Annotated in this window: 9 protein-coding genes and 3 pseudogenes; 4 read left to right on the forward strand and 8 right to left on the reverse strand. The window is 68.7% G+C overall.

The features are described from left to right. Nucleotides 1-845 precede the first annotated feature (845 nt). Nucleotides 846-1,058 carry a hypothetical protein gene (locus BN4348_RS46180; protein WP_066914364.1) on the reverse strand — a complete coding sequence of 71 codons (213 nt, stop codon included), beginning with the start codon at nucleotides 1,056-1,058 and terminating at the stop codon, nucleotides 846-848. Between the two features lie 126 nt (nucleotides 1,059-1,184). Between BN4348_RS46180 and BN4348_RS46185 the strand changes: the two genes are divergently transcribed. After that, a complete protein-coding gene (locus tag BN4348_RS46185) occupies nucleotides 1,185-1,943 on the forward strand; it encodes a hypothetical protein (RefSeq protein ID WP_096866163.1) in 759 nt (252 codons plus the stop codon). 221 nt (nucleotides 1,944-2,164) lie between these two features. Further along, nucleotides 2,165-3,004, forward strand: a complete 840-nt coding sequence (locus BN4348_RS46190; protein ID WP_142308723.1) for a hypothetical protein — start codon at nucleotides 2,165-2,167, stop codon at nucleotides 3,002-3,004. A 71-nt stretch (nucleotides 3,005-3,075) separates the two neighbouring features. Here BN4348_RS46190 and BN4348_RS46195 read toward each other — a convergent pair whose 3' ends face one another. The 4 genes and pseudogenes from BN4348_RS46195 to BN4348_RS46210 form a co-directional block, all read right to left on the reverse strand. Next, nucleotides 3,076-3,942 carry a recombinase family protein gene (locus BN4348_RS46195; protein ID WP_066914368.1) on the reverse strand — a complete coding sequence of 289 codons (867 nt, stop codon included), beginning with the start codon at nucleotides 3,940-3,942 and terminating at the stop codon, nucleotides 3,076-3,078. A gap of 149 nt (nucleotides 3,943-4,091) precedes the next feature. Further along, nucleotides 4,092-5,048 (reverse strand): annotated as a pseudogene (locus BN4348_RS46200) (M20/M25/M40 family metallo-hydrolase); the annotation flags it as partial. A gap of 81 nt (nucleotides 5,049-5,129) precedes the next feature. After that, nucleotides 5,130-5,522: a holo-ACP synthase AcpS gene (acpS, locus tag BN4348_RS46205; protein ID WP_066914370.1), complete on the reverse strand. Its 393-nt coding sequence runs from the start codon at nucleotides 5,520-5,522 to the stop codon at nucleotides 5,130-5,132. Nucleotides 5,523-5,621: 99 nt separating this feature from the next. Next, nucleotides 5,622-6,164 (reverse strand): recombinase family protein, encoded by a 543-nt coding sequence (locus tag BN4348_RS46210; RefSeq protein ID WP_066914372.1) that lies wholly within the window; start codon nucleotides 6,162-6,164, stop codon nucleotides 5,622-5,624. A 23-nt stretch (nucleotides 6,165-6,187) separates the two neighbouring features. Here BN4348_RS46210 and BN4348_RS46215 point away from each other — a divergent pair. Together BN4348_RS46215 and BN4348_RS46220 are read left to right on the forward strand one after the other, a co-directional pair. Continuing rightward, nucleotides 6,188-6,304: pseudogene (locus BN4348_RS46215) on the forward strand (peroxiredoxin); the annotation flags it as partial. A gap of 101 nt (nucleotides 6,305-6,405) precedes the next feature. Then, a complete protein-coding gene (locus tag BN4348_RS46220; protein ID WP_066914374.1) occupies nucleotides 6,406-6,963 on the forward strand; it encodes a DUF3060 domain-containing protein in 558 nt (185 codons plus the stop codon). Here BN4348_RS46220 and BN4348_RS46225 read toward each other — a convergent pair. From BN4348_RS46225 to BN4348_RS46235, 3 genes and pseudogenes are all read right to left on the reverse strand, one after another. Continuing rightward, nucleotides 6,951-8,288 (reverse strand): dipeptidase, encoded by a 1,338-nt coding sequence (locus BN4348_RS46225; RefSeq protein WP_066914376.1) that lies wholly within the window; start codon nucleotides 8,286-8,288, stop codon nucleotides 6,951-6,953. The genes BN4348_RS46220 and BN4348_RS46225 overlap by 13 nt on opposite strands. Before the next feature lie 81 nt (nucleotides 8,289-8,369). Then, on the reverse strand, nucleotides 8,370-8,762 hold the full coding sequence (gene acpS, locus BN4348_RS46230; RefSeq protein WP_066914370.1) for a holo-ACP synthase AcpS: 393 nt from the start codon (nucleotides 8,760-8,762) through the stop codon (nucleotides 8,370-8,372). Between the two features lie 109 nt (nucleotides 8,763-8,871). After that, a pseudogene (locus tag BN4348_RS46235) lies at nucleotides 8,872-17,611 on the reverse strand (fatty acid synthase subunit beta domain-containing protein). Nucleotides 17,612-17,906: the final 295 nt, after the last annotated feature.

Here is a 17,906-nt window from a genome sequence, read left to right on the forward strand (position 1 = left end):
CCGCCGCGCCCCCCCACCAGAGAGAGAGACCCCAGACCCGCCGCAGAGCCCCGCACCCCCGCCTCCGGCCCTGCCTTATCCGCCCCGTCCCGTCTGGCTCGGTGGGCGGCCAGCGGGGCGGCACCAGCACCGAACAACAGTCGTGTAAGTAACGGGACTCCTGTAACCGAGCCGAGGAGAGCCCCGCACCCACGGGGAAAGCCCCGCCCACCACCAACCAGGACCCGGCGGTCGGTGTGCAATAGCACCACGCCGGGAGGACCCGCCGCTAGCTAATTCCCCCACCGCCACCCCACACAGGCCAGCGCCCCGACCAGCACCAACGCCCACACCCAGCGGCCCACCGACGCCCGCAGGCACCTATCCCCCAGGCCGCTGACCAGGCCGAAGGGGACCCCGGTAGGGGGCCTGAAAGTTGCGGCCCGACGGCCAAACGGAACTGTCCGAGACATCTGCGATCTCCCCCCTCGGTTACGCCTGAACACGGCCCGGCTAGCTAACTATGGAGCACTGCTAGCGGTTAGCTGCCTCCGGTTGGTGTGCAATAACAGCTGGTCAGGGCGGGATTTCGCCGGAATTTGGGAGGATCCGCGGGGATTCGTGGTCGTGGTTTCATGGTTTCCGGCGTTGAGTGTTTCCGCAGGTCAGGTCAGTTACGGGGGTGGTTACCGGCCGGGTTACGCCCCTGGTGTCGGGGGTGGTGGGGGACAATGCCCCGGTCATGGGAGCCCGTAGGCCAGGCCTCACGGCCTACGGGCTGTGGCCGATCAACCGGGCGAACCTTCCGCCGCTGGTGCCCGGCCCGGGAGTGGATGGACCGGGCGGCCCGGCACTGCCTGCCATTCTTAGGTGGAGGCCAGCGCCCGGACCGCATCTAAAGGCCAGGGAATACCGTCTGGCTCCTCGTCGCTGGCGGTAGCTCGGTCCCATTCCTGCTCAGTGCAGACCCAGACAACTGGGAAGTCGCGGCCCTGAACTGGAACATTCATGGCTCGCATCCGAACAATGGCCCCGCTGGCTGTGGTGACGTCTAACAGGTCCCCGCGTTCGATCTTCATACACCCATGATCGTCCCTGCCATAGCGACGCGGAAGAACTATCTTTCGGCATTTGACTTATGGCATACGCTTATGGCAGGCTTCCCGGAAGAAGAGAGATGTCGATGCCACAACAAGGAGGCGGTAATGACTGACGACGCTGAGGCTTTTAAGCCGCCGTACATGTCATGGCAAACTTTCTCCAACTTCATCAAGGAGCTCGGTGCCAAACCGCTACCGCCTCGCATCGACCGGTCACTGATGGCCAGCAAATCTGGCACAGACCAGGCAAATCTCACCGCTGCCCTCACCTCGTTCGGCTTGGTCGACGAGGCGAATAATGTGCTGCCACTACTCCAGGAGCTGACAACCGCCGATGACGAGCAGCGGAAAGCCATCCTGGCCGGAATGGTCACCCGTCATTACCTCGCCCCTATGGAAGTATCGCGGAAGAACGGCACCAGCAAGGATCTAGAGGATGCTTTCCGGGACAGCTACCCGAGCATCGCATCCCCGGACGTGCGCCGAAAGAGCATCACATTCTTCCTGCATGCCGCTAGGGAAGCCGGACTCGAGCTGAGCGTGCATTTTCCAAAGACCCGAGCAGGTCAGGGTGCGCCCGGCGCAACAAAACCCAAACGAACCCCTCGCCGGAAGGGAGCCAGTGCGGTAAATGCGGGTGAACGCACGGGGACGCCAGCATCCAACGGAGCGCCGGATTCCCCGCCGGCTGGCGATACCTACACCGTCGAGCTCGCATCGGGAGGCAGCGTCTCGGTAGTCGTGGAGGTGAACCTTTTCGCCCTCACAACCGAGGACCGCAACTTCGTGATCGACCTGGTCGACCGGCTCAAGGGCTACAAGACCCCGGGGACCACGCACGAGCTCCAGGAGGAATCGCCATGACGACGTGATAAGCCCCCGCCGCCAGTGCCCGCGTAGATCCGAGGGAGCGGCGGGGGCCAAGGGGCCGGGATAGCGCCGGGAGTGTTCACCCACTCCTGACGGGTGCAAATCCCGTCCGGCCACAATTCTATCGGCGTGGCCCGATTAGACAGCAACGTGGGCACAACAGCCCGGCCACAGTTCGATGCCAACCAGCACGACCAGCGCAAAAGGGTAGGTCCGTGGAAAAGCCGAAACGCCTGATGCCAACAGATCCGGTAACGCGCAGGCTCTATCTTGCGTCCGGCAACCGGTGCGCATATCCACAATGCGACCAAGCTCTGATGACAGCCGACGCCGTTCTCGTTGGCGAGATCGCCCATATTGAAGGCGCGCTACCTACGTCTGCCCGGTTCAACGAGAACATGACTAACGAACAGCGGCGTGGATACGAAAACCTGTTGCTGATGTGCGGCACCCACCACACGATCATCGATGAGGATCGCGACACCTGGACGGTCGCGAAGCTACGGGACCTGAAGCGATCTCATGAGGCGATCTACACGGCAGCTGTTGACAAGCTGCGCCAGCAGGTCGGTGACGTCACCGAGGGCGTAACTTACACCCCAGCCACCAACGGGCTAGCGATCCTTGATACCAACTTCCTCAACGCGGACGAGCGCGCCGAATCGTGCGCGGTAATCAATGAATTTGCCGAGCGACTGACCAAGGTTCCGGCCGACGCACGATCGCTCTTGGCTCTCGTGGTTGCGCGGGGGGACGAAATCCCGACGGGCTGGGACAGCTGGTCATCCGAATTCAAGATTCCCGTGCCCGTATTGAGGAGTCTCGCTGACTGCTCAGCCACCAAGCTTCGGCAGCACGCGGAGGTGCTGGAGCACTTCGATCTGCTTTACCGCGACGACGAGCCGTTCGACGGACCACCGGTCTACGTCGTTGGTAACTCGACGCTCGACATCGGATGGGCGCTATTACATGACATTCGAAATGCCGCTTGTGGGGACCATGCGACTATCCGCCGCATTCTGTGCGATTTGGATTTCAGCCTGCTTGATCAATAGCAGCCCTCCACTGCCCCGGAAGAACAGCTGTGCGCCAGCGGCACGAATACTGATCCTGCAGCCATTGAGGGCTACGTTTTCCAGTCGACGTCGATGGCATCGGGATCCCACACGCCGCCCGTCGCCTTCCCCACCGGGTTCACCGTGATCGTCATCAGCGCGTCCACGATCGTGCGCTGCCGCCCCAGGTCGAGACTGTCGAACGCCTTCCGCACGTCGGGCGCGCCGATCACGTCCTCGAAGATCGCGGCCTTCCCGGGATCGTTGAGCACCGCGTCGATCTCGGCGAGCTTGGCGGTGATCTCGCCTAGCGCGGCCTGGGTGAACTCCGGCGGCGCGCTGGCGAATTCCTTCCCCAGCTGAGCCAGCCGGGCCTTCAGCGCGCGGCGCTGCTCGCGGAGCTCACTGGCATCGACCTCCTCAACGGCCGGCCGCAGCAACTCCACTGCGTCCTCGGCTGATAGCCGACGCACGACCGCCTCCGTGATCAGCTCATCCAGCTTCTCGGCGCTACGGCTGACCTTGCGGCAGCGGAAGCAGGCGTACTGCAGCTTCCCCCTGGCGCTGATGTGGGAGGTCATCGCCGCCCCACACAGCCCGCAGAGCACGATGCCTGACAGCAGGTACTTGCGACCCCGGTACGGGCCGCCCCGCTTCCCGTCGATCCTCTCGCGCGCTGCCCGCCACACCTCCTCTTTGACGATGGCTGGCCACGCCCCCTTCTTCGGGTTGCCGTGCTCGTCGACGACCAGCTGCCCGCCGTACTCCCGCAGACCGGCGTTGCGCGCGAGCAGCAGCACCTCGCGTACCCGCGTCCCGCTCCACGGGTTCCCCAGCGGGGTAGTCAACCCCGCGGCGTTCCACCGCGCCGCAATGGAGCCCAGCGTCGCGCCGGCGTTGAACTGCCGGTACGCCTCGCGCAGCAGCTTGGCCTCCATGGGGTGCAGCCGGATCTGCTGCTGCCGCTTGATGACCTTGCCGGTGGCGGGGTCACGCTCCGCGATGGTGGTGGCCCACCTGCCGGTGACCGGGTCGGGGTCGGCGTCGAACCCGAACGGGCGCGACGGCCACCAGGGCGCGCCGCCCNGCCGGGCGCGACCCGCATGCTGATCTTGGCGCGGGCCCGCGGGATCAGTGTGTTCGACGCTTTCTCGATGGGCGTGGTGTCGATGCCGATCACGGTGATCGCCGGTTTGGCCCACAGCCGCTGCGGCACCGAGCCCGAGCCGATTTCGGACACGCCGTCCAGCAGGCCGGAGTCGGCGCGTACCCGGTCGGGTGGGTAATCCACCGCGGCCGCGGTACTTTCGTGCAGGCCGGCGACCGCCACGTTGCCGTCGTCGTCGTGCAGGCTGGCCAGCAGCCGCACCAGCGCGCTTAGCGCGTCGGGCACCACGCCACCCCAGATGCCGGAGTGCAGGCCGTGGTCGAGGGTGGCGACCTCGACGACGCAGTCGACCAAGCCGCGCAGCGAAACCGTCAGCGCGGGAACGTCGGTGCTCCAGTTGTCGGAGTCGGCGATGACGATCACGTCGGCGGCCAGCGCGTCGCGGTGCGCGGCGAGTAATCGGCCCAGTGACGGCGAGCCGGATTCCTCCTCGCCCTCCACAAAGACCGTGACGCCCACCGGTGGTTGGCCGCCGTGCGCCCGAAAAGCCGCCAAATGCGTTGCGATGCCGGCCTTGTCGTCGGCGCTGCCGCGGCCATAGAGCCGCCCGTCGCGTTCGGTGGGCGCGAAGGGCGGCGACGCCCACTGGCCGCGGTCGCCCTCGGGCTGCACGTCGTGGTGCGCGTACAGCAGCACCGTCGGCGCGCCGGGCGGCGCCGGGTGGCGTGCGATGGCCGCCGGAGCCCCGCCCTCGCTGACGATGCGCACATCGCCAAAACCCGCTTGCGACAACAGGTCCGCAACCGCCCGCGCGCTGCGGTGCACCTCGTCGCGCCGGCCGGGGTCGGCCCACACCGATTCGATGCGCACCAGGTCCTCGAGATCCCGTCGCACCGACGGCAACACCTCGCGGACGCGCTCGGTTATCGCGCTCATGTGCGTCCCGTTATCCCGCGAGCGTGCGCAGAATGCCGCCAGCTACCGGCGTGTCGCGTACAAACACGCACGCTCGCGCCTTCACGGAGTTTCCAAGATGGCCACCGCCGCCGCGGTATCCCCCTCGTGTGTCAGCGACACATGGATCGTCACGTCGGCCAGGTGCTTGGCGATGTCGCCGGTCAACCGCACGCGCGGTCGGCCCCACATGTCGGTGACCACCTCGATGTCGCGGTGGATGTCCTCCGGCAGCATGGGCCGTTGGGCGAACCGCGAGCCCGACCACGCCTTGATGACCGCCTCCTTGGCGGCCCATCGGGCGGCCAGGTGACGCGCGGCCGACGAGCTCTTGTCGGAGGCGTCGCGGCGCTCGCCCGGCGTGAACGTCTCGGCGAACACGGTTCCCGGCTGGTCGACCTGCTCGGCGAAATCGGGGATGGAGACGACGTCGATCCCCACTCCGACAATGCCCATGGCTGGCCAGGTTATCGGATGACCGCGCCCGGCGACGATGCGGTCCGCGCGGCGGACCGAGGTGGGGGTACCTCCCGCTTGCGGGGGAGAGCTGGGCAATCAGACGACGTCATCCGACGAAAGCCTCGTCTTCGCCGNGGGGTCGGCGTCGAACCCGAACGGGCGCGACGGCCACCAGGGCGCGCCGCCCTGGCGTGCCCGCTGCTGCGCGGCCGCCTTCTGCCGGGCACTCTTGCGCTCTACCTCGGCCATCCCCACCGCCCCCTTGATCCGTGCGAACAGCCGACCGTTGTCGGTGGCCAGGTCCACGTCGCCGGTGACGGTTGCTAGCGCCAGCTGCTTGTCGTCGGCCAGCTTCATGAACTGCTCCAGCTCGATGGGCTGGCGGTGCAGCCGGTCGAGATCCCACACCACCACCCGTGAGATACGCCCCGCCGCAATGTCTTTGAGCATCTGCTGATAGCTCGGGCGGGGCTTGCCGTTGCTGGCGCTGCGGTCGTTGTCGGTGTACTGGACGGTGTTGCGCCAGCCCTTCTGCTGGCACAGCTTCAGGCAGTCGTCGCGCTGGCGGTGGATGGCCAGCTCCCTGCCTTCGATGTCTTTGGATTGCCGCAGGTAGAGAGCGGTTTTCGTGGTACTCATAGGAAGGTAATTTACCACACCACAGGGGTGTGATCCGCTCGACGTTCCTGGTCGACGAGAAGGGCAAGATCGCCGTCGCGCAATACAACGTCAAGGCCACCGGCCACGTCGTCAAACTTCGCCGTGACTTGTCGATCTAGCGGACATCAAGATCGGTAGCAAAACAACCACAAGAATCTCGCAAGCGTTATGCGACAGACTGGCGGCGCGCTCCTAGATACGGAAGCGTGAGGAGTCGACGATGAGGAACGCGGAAGATCCTGAGCAGTACATACGCGACCTGGAGCGCGGCGTTGGCCAGACGCCCGGGACCACGCCCCGGCCGTTCGGCACCAGCTCGGGCCCACGATTCGAAACATCCAACGGCGGACAGTTCGGCGGGGCCGCACCCGGGGACATCTCGCGGCGGCGGATTAGCGGTGTCGCGCGGCTCGCGAAAACGGCGCAAGGACGGCTGTTGTTGGCGGCTGCGGTCGCACCCCTGATCGCGATCGGTTGCTACGTGGCGACTCACCACAACAAGGACACCGTGCACGGAAACCTCATCATGATCAACGGCGGCGCGAAAGACACGATCGACTGCAACAACGGAAGCCTGAAGCTGGACGGGGACAACAACACCTACACCGTGACCGGCAACTGTCGCAGGCTTGAGGTCTTCGGTAGCGCAAACAAGGTCACCGTCGACAGCGCCGACACGATCAGTGTGATCGGCGACGACAACGCCGTCATCTACCACTCCGGCGCGCCGACGATCAACAAGACCGGTAACAACGACATCGTCGCTCAGCGTCGCTGATCAGCCAGGCCGGCCAGCAGCAGCGCCTCGGCGATCGCCGCGCGTTCCAGAACTCCCAGGTGCAGGCTTTCGTTGATGCTGTGCGCCTGCGTGGCGGGGTCCTCGACGCCGGTCACGAGGATCTTCGCCTGCGGGAAGGCGGCCGCGAACTCGGCGATGAAGGGGATCGAGCCGCCCATGCCCATGTCGATCGGCTCGACGCCCCACGCCTGGCGGAACGCCGCCCGCGCGGCGTCGTAGACGGGGCCGCTGGCGTCGATGGCATAGGGCTCGCCGACGTCGCCGCGGGTGACATTGACCTGCGCGCCCCACGGCGCATGCTCTCGCAAATGCGACGTCAACGCGTCCAGGTGCGCCTCGGGGTCACCGCCGGGCGCGACCCGCATGCTGATCTTGGCGCGGGCCCGCGGGATCAGTGTGTTCGACGCTTTCTCGATGGGCGTGGTGTCGATGCCGATCACGGTGATCGCCGGTTTGGCCCACAGCCGCTGCGGCACCGAGCCCGAGCCGATTTCGGACACGCCGTCCAGCAGGCCGGAGTCGGCGCGTACCCGGTCGGGTGGGTAATCCACCGCGGCCGCGGTACTTTCGTGCAGGCCGGCGACCGCCACGTTGCCGTCGTCGTCGTGCAGGCTGGCCAGCAGCCGCACCAGCGCGCTTAGCGCGTCGGGCACCACGCCACCCCAGATGCCGGAGTGCAGGCCGTGGTCGAGGGTGGCGACCTCGACGACGCAGTCGACCAAGCCGCGCAGCGAAACCGTCAGCGCGGGAACGTCGGTGCTCCAGTTGTCGGAGTCGGCGATGACGATCACGTCGGCGGCCAGCGCGTCGCGGTGCGCGGCGAGTAATCGGCCCAGTGACGGCGAGCCGGATTCCTCCTCGCCCTCCACAAAGACCGTGACGCCCACCGGTGGTTGGCCGCCGTGCGCCCGAAAAGCCGCCAAATGCGTTGCGATGCCGGCCTTGTCGTCGGCGCTGCCGCGGCCATAGAGCCGCCCGTCGCGTTCGGTGGGCGCGAAGGGCGGCGACGCCCACTGGCCGCGGTCGCCCTCGGGCTGCACGTCGTGGTGCGCGTACAGCAGCACCGTCGGCGCGCCGGGCGGCGCCGGGTGGCGTGCGATGGCCGCCGGAGCCCCGCCCTCGCTGACGATGCGCACATCGCCAAAACCCGCTTGCGACAACAGGTCCGCAACCGCCCGCGCGCTGCGGTGCACCTCGTCGCGCCGGCCGGGGTCGGCCCACACCGATTCGATGCGCACCAGGTCCTCGAGATCCCGTCGCACCGACGGCAACACCTCGCGGACGCGCTCGGTTATCGCGCTCATGTGCGTCCCGTTATCCCGCGAGCGTGCGCAGAATGCCGCCAGCTACCGGCGTGTCGCGTACAAACACGCACGCTCGCGCCTTCACGGAGTTTCCAAGATGGCCACCGCCGCCGCGGTATCCCCCTCGTGTGTCAGCGACACATGGATCGTCACGTCGGCCAGGTGCTTGGCGATGTCGCCGGTCAACCGCACGCGCGGTCGGCCCCACATGTCGGTGACCACCTCGATGTCGCGGTGGATGTCCTCCGGCAGCATGGGCCGTTGGGCGAACCGCGAGCCCGACCACGCCTTGATGACCGCCTCCTTGGCGGCCCATCGGGCGGCCAGGTGACGCGCGGCCGACGAGCTCTTGTCGGAGGCGTCGCGGCGCTCGCCCGGCGTGAACGTCTCGGCGAACACGGTTCCCGGCTGGTCGACCTGCTCGGCGAAATCGGGGATGGAGACGACGTCGATCCCCACTCCGACAATGCCCATGGCTGGCCAGGTTATCGGATGACCGCGCCCGGCGACGATGCGGTCCGCGCGGCGGACCGAGGTGGGGGTACCTCCCGCTTGCGGGGGAGAGCTGGGCAATCAGACGACGTCATCCGACGAAAGCCTCGTCTTCGCCGAGCCGGGCGGCCGGATTCAGCAGCATCGCCGCCTCCTGGCGCTTCTCCGGCGCGTCGTGGTCGAAGCGACGGTCCGGCGGCCGCTGGTACATCGGCGGCCCACCGGCGATGGCCGACACCAGCCTGCGCTGACCGGCCAGCAGGCGGGCCTCCGCGCGCCGCTGGTAGTCGGCGCGCTGATCCGGATCCAGCGCGGCGATGAACGCCTGCGGGTGCACCAGCGCCACCAGGCCGGACACGTGCCCGAACCCGAGGCTCGTGAGCATCCCCGCCTTCAGCGGGAACTTCTCGCCGAGCCGCAGCGTCTCGCGCACCCACACGAAGTGGGCGGAGCCGGCCAGCTCCTCGTCGACGCAGTCCAGGCTGCGGTTGGGCGGAATCACCCCGTCGCGCAGCATCTGGCACAGGCCCATCATCTGGAACACCGCCGCCCCGCCCTTGGCGTGGCCGGTGAGGCTCTTCTGGGACACCACGAACAGCGGCGCGCCCTCGGAGNGCCAGCGGCGAGTCCTTGCCGCCGCGGCCCGCGCCCAGCGCCCCCAGGCCCGGCGCCGGGATCGAGGTGTGCACACCATCGCCGAAGGACTGCGCGAAGGCCACCACCGCCAGCACCGGCAACCCCATCTTGAGCGCCAGGTCACCGCGCGCCAGCAGGATGGTGCCGCCGCCCTGAGCCTCGACGAAGCCGAGCCGGCGCCGGTCGTTGGGCCGCGAGAACTTCGAGTCGTGGATGCCCCGGCCGCGCATCATGTCGGTGTCGGCGGTGGCCGCCATGTCACCGAAGCCGATGATGCCCTCCAGCGTGAGGTCGTCGATGCCGCCGGCGACCACCATTTCGGCCTTGCCGAGCCGGATCTTGTCGACGCCCTCCTCGACCGACACCGCGGCGGTGGCGCACGCGGCCACCGGGTGAATCATCGCGCCGTAGCTGCCGATGTAGGACTGAACCACGTGCGCCGCAACGATATTGGGCAGCACCTCTTGGAAGATGTCGTTCGGCTTGTTACGGCCCAACAGGTTCCCGTGGTACATCGTCTGCATCGACGTGCCGCCGCCCATGCCGGTGCCCATGGTGTTGGCGACCATGCTCGGGTGCACGTAGCGCATCACCTCGGCCGGGCTGAAGCCGGCGGACAGGAACGCGTCGACGGTCGCCACGATGTTCCACACCGCAAGCCGGTCAATGGAACTCGCCATATCCGGGCTGATGCCCCACACCGTCGGGTCGAACCCGGTCGGCACCTGGCCGCCGACGACCCGCGACAGCTTGGTCTTTCGCGGCACCCGGATCTCGGTGCCGGCCTTGCGGATGACCTGCCAGTCGCTCGAGTCGGGTACCGGCCGGATGATCGTGTGCTCCGGGTCGAACTCGGCGAACGCGCGCGCGTCGGCCTCCGACGACACCGCAAACGCGAAGTCCTTCTCCAGGAACACCGACACCAGCAGCGGGGACGCGTGATCGGGGTCGATCGCGCCGTCGTCGACGAACTCGCGGATGCCGCAGCGCTCCACCACCGTGTCGTGGTAGCGCTCGACCAGCTCCGACTCGTCGACCAGCTCGCCGGATTCGGTCTCGTACCAACCGGGTTGGGGGTCGTCTTCCCAGCGGATCAGCCCGGTGGTCCACGCCAGCTCGAGGACGCCGGCGGCCGACAGCTCGTTGTCGACCTCCATCTCGAAGCGGGTGCGCGACGAACCGTACGGGCCGAGTTCGGCGCCGCCGACGATCACCACCAGGTCGGCCGGGTCGACGTTGAGGTCGTCCCATTGCGGGGGCGGCGCCGGTTTGAATCCGCGGGGCGGCGACGGTAGCGACGCAATGGTGCCCTCGGCCGGGCCGTCATCATCGGCGACCTCCGTTGACATTTCCTCGCGCGCCTTGGCGGCCAGCTCGGCCATGTCTAGGTGGGCGTCGCCCAGCCCGCCGGTCAGGTCGGCCTCGATCGGCTTGCTGGCGGCAGCCACCTTGGACTCCACGTCGCACAGGGCGAGCAGCATGGCGGCCATCTCGTCGGTGGAGTAGGTGGTGACACCCGCCTCCTCGACGGCATCGACGATGGCGTCGTTGTGGCCCATCAGCCCGGTGCCACGGGTCCAGCCGATCAGCGCGTGCGCCAGGCTCACCCGCGCCGCCCACGACGACTCGGCGTGCCAGCGGCTCACCAGCGCGTCCAGCGCCGACTTGGCCTCACCGTAGGCGCCGTCGCCGCCGAACATCCCGCGGTTCGGCGAGCCGGGCAGCACCACGTGCAGCCGCGACGCGATGTCGCGCTCGGCGCCGATCTTCGACAACCCGCCGATCAGCCGCTGCACGGCCCACAGCAGCACCTTCATCTCCATCTCGGAGCGCGAGCCGGCCTCCGACAGGTCGCCGACCACGCGCGGCGCGGCGAACGGGAACAGCAGCGTCGGTGTCTGCGCGTCCTTGATGTGAATCGACTGCGGCCCAAGGCTTTCGGATTGCTCGGTGCCAACCCATTCGACCAGGGCGTCGATGTCGGAGTAGGACGCCATGTTGGCCGCCACCACCCACAGGGCGGCGCCGTAGCGTGCGTGGTCGCGGTACAGCCCGCGGTAGAACGCGAGCCGCTCGTCGTCGAGCTTCGACGTGGTCGCGATGACGGTCGCGCCGCCGTCCAGCAGCCGCGCCACTACCGACGACGCGATCGAGCCCTTGGAAGCCCCTGTCACCACGGCGGTTTCGCCGCTGAAGGGACCCGGGTTCGGGTTCTCGGCGCCGGCGGCGATCCGCCCGTACAGCGACGCGTGGATCTGACGGCCGGCGGCCAGCGACTTGCCCTGCCACCAGGTGGCCTGGGTGGCGACGATGTGTCCGATGCCCTCGAACCGCTCGGAGAGCCGCGCCCAGTCGGAGTCGATGTCGCCCTCGTCGGTCAGCCACAGCTTGACCAGATCCTCGCGGGCGCTGGCCCAGCGGTCGTCGAACACGACGGCCTTCTTGGCGTCGAACACCGGTGCCACCAAACGCGGCCAGTCCGCACCCAATTCGGCGGTGACCAGGTCGATGAGCTCGGCATCGGTGGCCGCCGGCGAGGCGCTGACCGGATTGTCGTGGCCCAGCTGGCCCAGGATCAGGCGGGCCGCCGAGGCGAGCACACCGTCGCGACCGGTGATCTGGTCGGTGAATTCGCTCAGCGCGGCGGCGTCGATGGTCGCGCCACCGCCACCGCCGGCCGAGGGCAATGCCACCGAGACGCCGCGGCGCGCGGCGACCGCGGCGACCGCGGCGTCGATGACCCTGTCGACGGATGCGGCGTCGGCGAGCGCGCCCTCGTGCAGGTGGCCCATCGCGCCACCGCGAACGCTGGTGCCCTCGCGGGTGCCCAGCGCGACTTCGACCGTGACGTGCTTGACCCACCCGTCGCCGAGCTCCCAGACCTTGTTAACCCGGTCGGCGATGGCGGCCGGGCGCTTGCCCGACGGGCCGAGCACCGTGCGCAGCTGGTCATTGATGGCGTCGGAAAGCACTGGGCCGTAAGGCTTGTACGTGCGCGCCAGCTTGGTGACCTGTGACCGCAACCCGGCCAGGTCGGCCTCGGCGGCGCCGTCGATGGCGCCCAGGTTCAGCTCCGAACCGAGGTCCACCAACAGCTGGTTGCGCCGCGACGACGCGCCGTCGGTGATGGACTCGATCGAGTCGAGTTCCTCGATCTGGTCGATGCGCATCTTGGCCGACAGCGCGATCAGCGCCAGGGTGGCGTCAGCGGCGTCGAACGCGATGTCGTCGGGGCGCGGCGCGCCCGACGGAGCTGTGGCGGGCGCCGCAGCGACGGCGGCACTTTCGGGCGTGTCAATCGCGGCGGGAGCCGCAACCTCTTCCTCCTCCGGCTCCGGCTCGGGGTCGGTGTCGGTGGCGAACAGCACGGCCACGTCGCGCTCGGCGTTGAGCACTTCCACTGTGCTGTGGGCGTATTCGGGCAGCTTGAGGGTGTTGGTGGCCAGCCCCGCGACGGTCGGCGACGACTTCACGCCGATCTCGACGAACCGCTCCACCCCCATCCCGCCGGCGGCTTCCTCGATGAACAGCAGGTCCTGGGTTTCGATCCAGCGCACCGGGCTGGCGAACTGCCACGCCAGCAGCTCGATGAAGACGATGCGCGTCATTTCAACCGGCCGCTCACGGCGCCAGGTGTCATAGTCGGCCAGGATCTCATCGAGCGGCTCGGCGGGCACCAGATCCCGGATTTCCTGGATGAAGTCTCGGTCCAGCGTGAACGGCCGCGGCACCAGGTTGGGAATGTAACGCCCGACGATGATTTCGGGATCCTTGTCGCGCGGCACCAGCCGTTCCAGGGAGCGGCGGAACTCGGCCACACCCACCCGCAGCACCCGCGAATGGAAGGGCACGTCGATGCCAGGTATCAGAATGAACGAGCGCCGCCCGCCGCTGAGTTCCCGGCGCCGCTCCACCTCGGCCTCCAAGGCCTCCAGACCGCGCACCGTACCGGCGATCGCGTACTGCGAGCCGCGCAGGTTGTAGTTGACGATCTCGAGGAATTCGCCTGTGCGCTCGGCGATCCCGGCCACGAAGGCGGAAACCTCGTCATCGGGCAGGTCGATCTGCGAGGGCCGGATCGCCGCCAACCGGTAGTTGGAGCGGCCCAGCTCGTCACGCGGCACAATGTCGTGCATCTTGGAGCCGCGGTGGAACACCGCCTCCAGCAGCGCCTCGAGTTCGAAGATGCCGGTGACGCAGGCCAGTGCGGTGTACTCGCCGACCGAGTGTCCGCATGCGATGGCGCCCTCGACGAAGGCGCCCTGTTCACGCATCTCGGCGACCTGCGCGGCGGCCACGGTGGCCATCGCGACCTGGGTGAACTGCGTCAGGTAGAGCACGCCCTCGGGGTGGTTGTAGTGCACACCGCTGGCGATGATGCTGGTCGGGTTGTCGCGCACCACGTGCAGCACCGAGAAGCCCAGCGTTTCGCGGGTGTACTTGTCCGCGGCGTCCCACACCTTGCGGGCCGCCTTGGACCGGGCCCGCACCTCCATGCCCATGCCCTTGTGCTGGATGCCCTGGCCGGGGAAGGCGTAGACCGTCTTCGGGGCGGCCAGCCTCGNGCGGCGGCGGCGACGCGGGGTGTCGGTCGCGTTCTCGGAGACCGCGCCGCCCGCCCGGACCGGATCGGTGAGCTCGGCGGTGCCGGTGCGCCCGAGGATGGCGAAACGCTCACCGAGCGTCGCGATCACCGAGCCGTCGTTCGAGGCGATCGTCACCGACACCGGCACCACGCGGCCCATGTCGGTGTCGACGGCCCGCGAAGCCGTTGCGGCAACGGTCAATTGGGCCGGCACCGTCGGCAGCTTGCCGATCAGGTGCGCGGCGTGGTCCAGATGGACCAGGCTCAACAGGCCCTCCACCACCGCGTCGCCGGCGTCGGTGACCGCCGAGCCGATCGCCGCGAAAACGGCGGGCCAGCACAGGCCGACCAGCGCGTCGGGCACGGTGGTGAGGCTGGGCGCCAGCGGCTCTCCGAAGGTGGCGGTCACCCCGGTGTGGTCCGCGACCCGCTCGGGGTCCCAGTCCACCGTCACGGTGGCCGTCCCGTCGGAGACCGCGGGCAAGAAATCCGGGCCGTCGACCCCCGCGGCGATCGCGAGGACCGCGCGCATGGCGGTGGTGGCGTCCTCGGTGGACACCACCGGCGTGCCACCGTCAGCGGTGTTGGCGGGCAAGCGGAACGGGATGTCGATCCAAGTGCCCGACAGCGGCACGGTCAGGACGACATGCTCGCCGTCGACCGCAAGCTGCGCGCCGGTGGAAGAGTGCGTGGCGCGGAGGCTTTCGGGTCCGTCGTGCACCAGCCAGTCGGCCGGGTCGGCGATGCGATGCACCGGGTTGGTGGTGGTGCGCCCGGCCCACTGCACATCCGGCGCGTCGAGCACGACGGCCAGCGGTCCGGTCACGTCGGGGCGGCCAAGCCGGCGCGACGTGACGGCCCGCGGCTGGCCGTTGGAGGACAGCACCTCGTCGATGGCGGCCTGCTCGAAGCGGTCCAGCAGCTCGCCGACGGGCTCGTCCAGCCTGGTGATGCCGGCCACCGCGGCCGTGCCCGGGATGATGCAGACCTGGTCGGCGTCGTAGCGGGCGTCGTGGGCCTGCCACAGCGAATCGCTGCGCCACCAGCGCCGCACATCCTTGTCGATCACCGGCACGAAGTTGACCGGCTTGCCCAGCGTCTTGCACAGCGTGACGAAGAACGGAACGTCGGCCGGGTGCAATTGCACCGACTCGGCGTCGGGGTAGTGCGCGAGTAGCGTCGCGATCGCCTCGTCGGGGTTCTCCAGCAGGGCCGCATCGTCGAACCGTGTCTCGATCGGCCCGAAATCCTGTGCGTGCAAGCGGGCTTCGGCCCGCTGCAACATCTGCTGGAAGCGGTCGCGCCACGTGTCGGCAAGCCAGGGGCTGCCCGGCGCGGCGGTGTCGGCGGTCGAATTGCCCTCGCCGATGGTGAGTTCGACGTAGCGCCGCAACCACTGCAGGTAGGTCATCTCCGCCACGTCGCCGAAGTAGGGCTTGGCGGTGTTGGCCATCGCCGCGATGATTTCGTCGCGGCGCTCGGCGACGGCGTCGGCGTCACCGGCGACCTCGTCGAGCAGCCGGCCGCACCGGGAGGCGCTGTTGTCGATCTCGTGGATGTCCGCCCCCAGTTGGCTGCGGCTGGAAGCCATGCCGCCCTGGGCTTTTCCGGCGCTGATCCACTGATCGGTGCCGTTGGTTTCGACCAGCATCCGCTTGACCGACGGCGAGGTGGTGGACTCCAGCGTCGCCATCGCCGCGGTGCCGACCAGGATGCCGTCGATAGGCATCAGCGGGAAGCCGTAGGACTGCGCCCAGCGCCCGGACAGGTACTCGGCGGCCCGCTCGGGCGTGCCGATGCCGCCCCCGACGCAGACGGTGATGTTGGGGCGCGAGCGCAATTCCGAGTAGGTCGCCAGCAGCAGGTCGTCGAGGTCTTCCCAGGAGTGGTGGCCGCCGGCCCGCCCACCCTCGATGTGCATGATCACCGGCTTGGTCGGCACCTCGGTCGCGATGCGGATGACCGAGCGGATCTGCTCGACGGTGCCGGGCTTGAACACCACGTGGCTGATGCCGACTTCGTTGAGCTCGCCGATCAGCTCGACGGCCTCCTCGAGGTCCGGGATGCCGGCGCTGATCACCAGGCCGTCGATCGCCGCGCCGGATTGGCGCGCCTTCTGCACCAGCCGCTTGCCACCGACCTGGAGCTTCCACAGGTAGGGGTCGAGGAACAGCGCGTTGAACTGATAGGTGCGCCCGGGCTCGAGCAGCGTCGAGAGCTCCTCGACGCGGGCGGCGAAGATCTCCTCGGTGACCTGCCCGCCGCCCGCCAGTTCAGCCCAGTGCCCGGCGTTGGCCGCGGCGGCGACGATCCTGGCGTCGACGGTGGTGGGCGTCATGCCCGCGAGCAGGATCGGCGACCGTCCGGTCAGGCGGGTGAACTTCGTCGACAGCTTGACCCGCCCGTCGGGCAGCGAGACCACGGTCGGGGCATAGGTCGACCAGGCCCGGGCGACCTCGGGAACGGCGCCGACGGTGAAGAGGTTGCGCTGGCCGCCGCGGGTCGCCGCCGGCACGATGCCGATGCCGAGGCCGCGGATCACCGGCGCGGTCAGCCGGGTCAGGATGTCCCCCGGGCCGAGGTCCAGGATCCAGCGCGTGCCGGCCTGGTGAACGCGCGTGATCTCGTCCACCCAGTCGACGCCGCCGACCAGGATGGCCTCGGTCAGCTTCCGGACCGGCGCGACGTCGAGGCCGACCTTCTCGGCCCAGCCGGCGACGATGTCGATGCCGTCCGCCAGCCGCGGCGTGTGGAAGCCCACCTCCACGCGCACCGGGTCGAAGACCGGCGCGAAGACGTCGCCGCCGCGGACCTTGTTCTTGCGGTCGGCCTCCTCCTTCGCGGAGATCTGCTGGCAATACAGCTCGAAGCGGGAGAGTTGCTCGGGGGTGCCGGTGATCACCACCGACCGCCGGCCGTTGCGGATCGACAGCACCGGGGGCAGCACGGTGCGCACGTCCTGCGCGAACTCGTCGAGCAGCCGGCGGATGCGTTCCGGGTCGGCATTGGTCACCGACACCATCGGCGGGCGGTCGCCCAGCACGGAGATCCCGCGCCGGCGGGCCACCAGGGTCCCCGCCGCCCCGATGAGCTGCGCCAAAGCCAGCAGTTCGACGTCGCGGGACCCCGCCGCCCGGAACGCCTCGACGGCCAGCACACCCTGCGAGTGCCCGACGACGGCCACCGGCGGCGTCGCGGCCCAGTCCATGCCCTGCCGGGCCAGGGCGCGCGCGGCGGCGATCTGCGTGAGCAGCACGCCGGGTATCGACACCGCGGCCGACGTGAGGTGCTTGTCCGACGGGACGGGATCCTCGGCGGCCAGCGCGCGCACCCAGGTCAGCGGTTCGAAGCCGATCGGGCGCACCACGACCAGCTCTTTGGCCACCGGCTCCAGCAGCAGCTCCACCTCACCGACCAAATTCGCCAGGTCGGATTCGATTCCGGCCGACGACACCAGCTCCTCGAGGGTCTCCAGCCAGGCGCTGCCCTGGCCGCCGAACGCGACGGCGTAGGCCTCGCCGGCCGTCAGGCGGTCGACCAGAGCATCGGTGTGGTGCGGGCCTGTCCCGTCGCGGTCGGCGGACACCCGGTCGTGCTCGTGGATCGTCACCTTCTGTATCTCCCTGCCTGCGTCTTTACGTCTCGGTCGTTCGGCCGGTCCCGACGGAGGGGACAGCCTGCATAACGTCGATTCCCCGTCGAATCACAGCCGGAGGACGGCCGGCCGGTGTGTCGTCGGCGGTCGCCCCCGTGGAGCGGGCGGGGCGGCGGACGGCACCGGCTGTACTAAGAGTGTCATAAGGATCAGTGCCCTTTTTGCATGTTGAACGGTTACTGGTGAGTTCTACGCACGGGTAACCATGTCCTGGGTAACACCCCGTTCAACCGCCCGCGCGGGCGCCGCG

The organism is Mycobacterium interjectum (assembly GCF_900078675.2).
Lineage (GTDB): Bacteria > Actinomycetota > Actinomycetes > Mycobacteriales > Mycobacteriaceae > Mycobacterium > Mycobacterium interjectum.

Excerpts from the sequence above, each read along its gene's own strand:
- BN4348_RS46180 (WP_066914364.1), bottom strand. The coding sequence starts at position 1,058 with ATGAAGATCGAACGCGGGGACCTGTTAGACGTCACCACAGCCAGCGGG.
- BN4348_RS46185 (WP_096866163.1), top strand. The coding sequence starts at position 1,185 with ATGACTGACGACGCTGAGGCTTTTAAGCCGCCGTACATGTCATGGCAA.
- BN4348_RS46195 (WP_066914368.1), bottom strand. The coding sequence starts at position 3,942 with ATGGAGGCCAAGCTGCTGCGCGAGGCGTACCGGCAGTTCAACGCCGGC.
- acpS (WP_066914370.1), bottom strand. The coding sequence starts at position 5,522 with ATGGGCATTGTCGGAGTGGGGATCGACGTCGTCTCCATCCCCGATTTC.
- BN4348_RS46220 (WP_066914374.1), top strand. The coding sequence starts at position 6,406 with ATGAGGAACGCGGAAGATCCTGAGCAGTACATACGCGACCTGGAGCGC.
- BN4348_RS46225 (WP_066914376.1), bottom strand. The coding sequence starts at position 8,288 with ATGAGCGCGATAACCGAGCGCGTCCGCGAGGTGTTGCCGTCGGTGCGA.
- acpS (WP_066914370.1), bottom strand. The coding sequence starts at position 8,762 with ATGGGCATTGTCGGAGTGGGGATCGACGTCGTCTCCATCCCCGATTTC.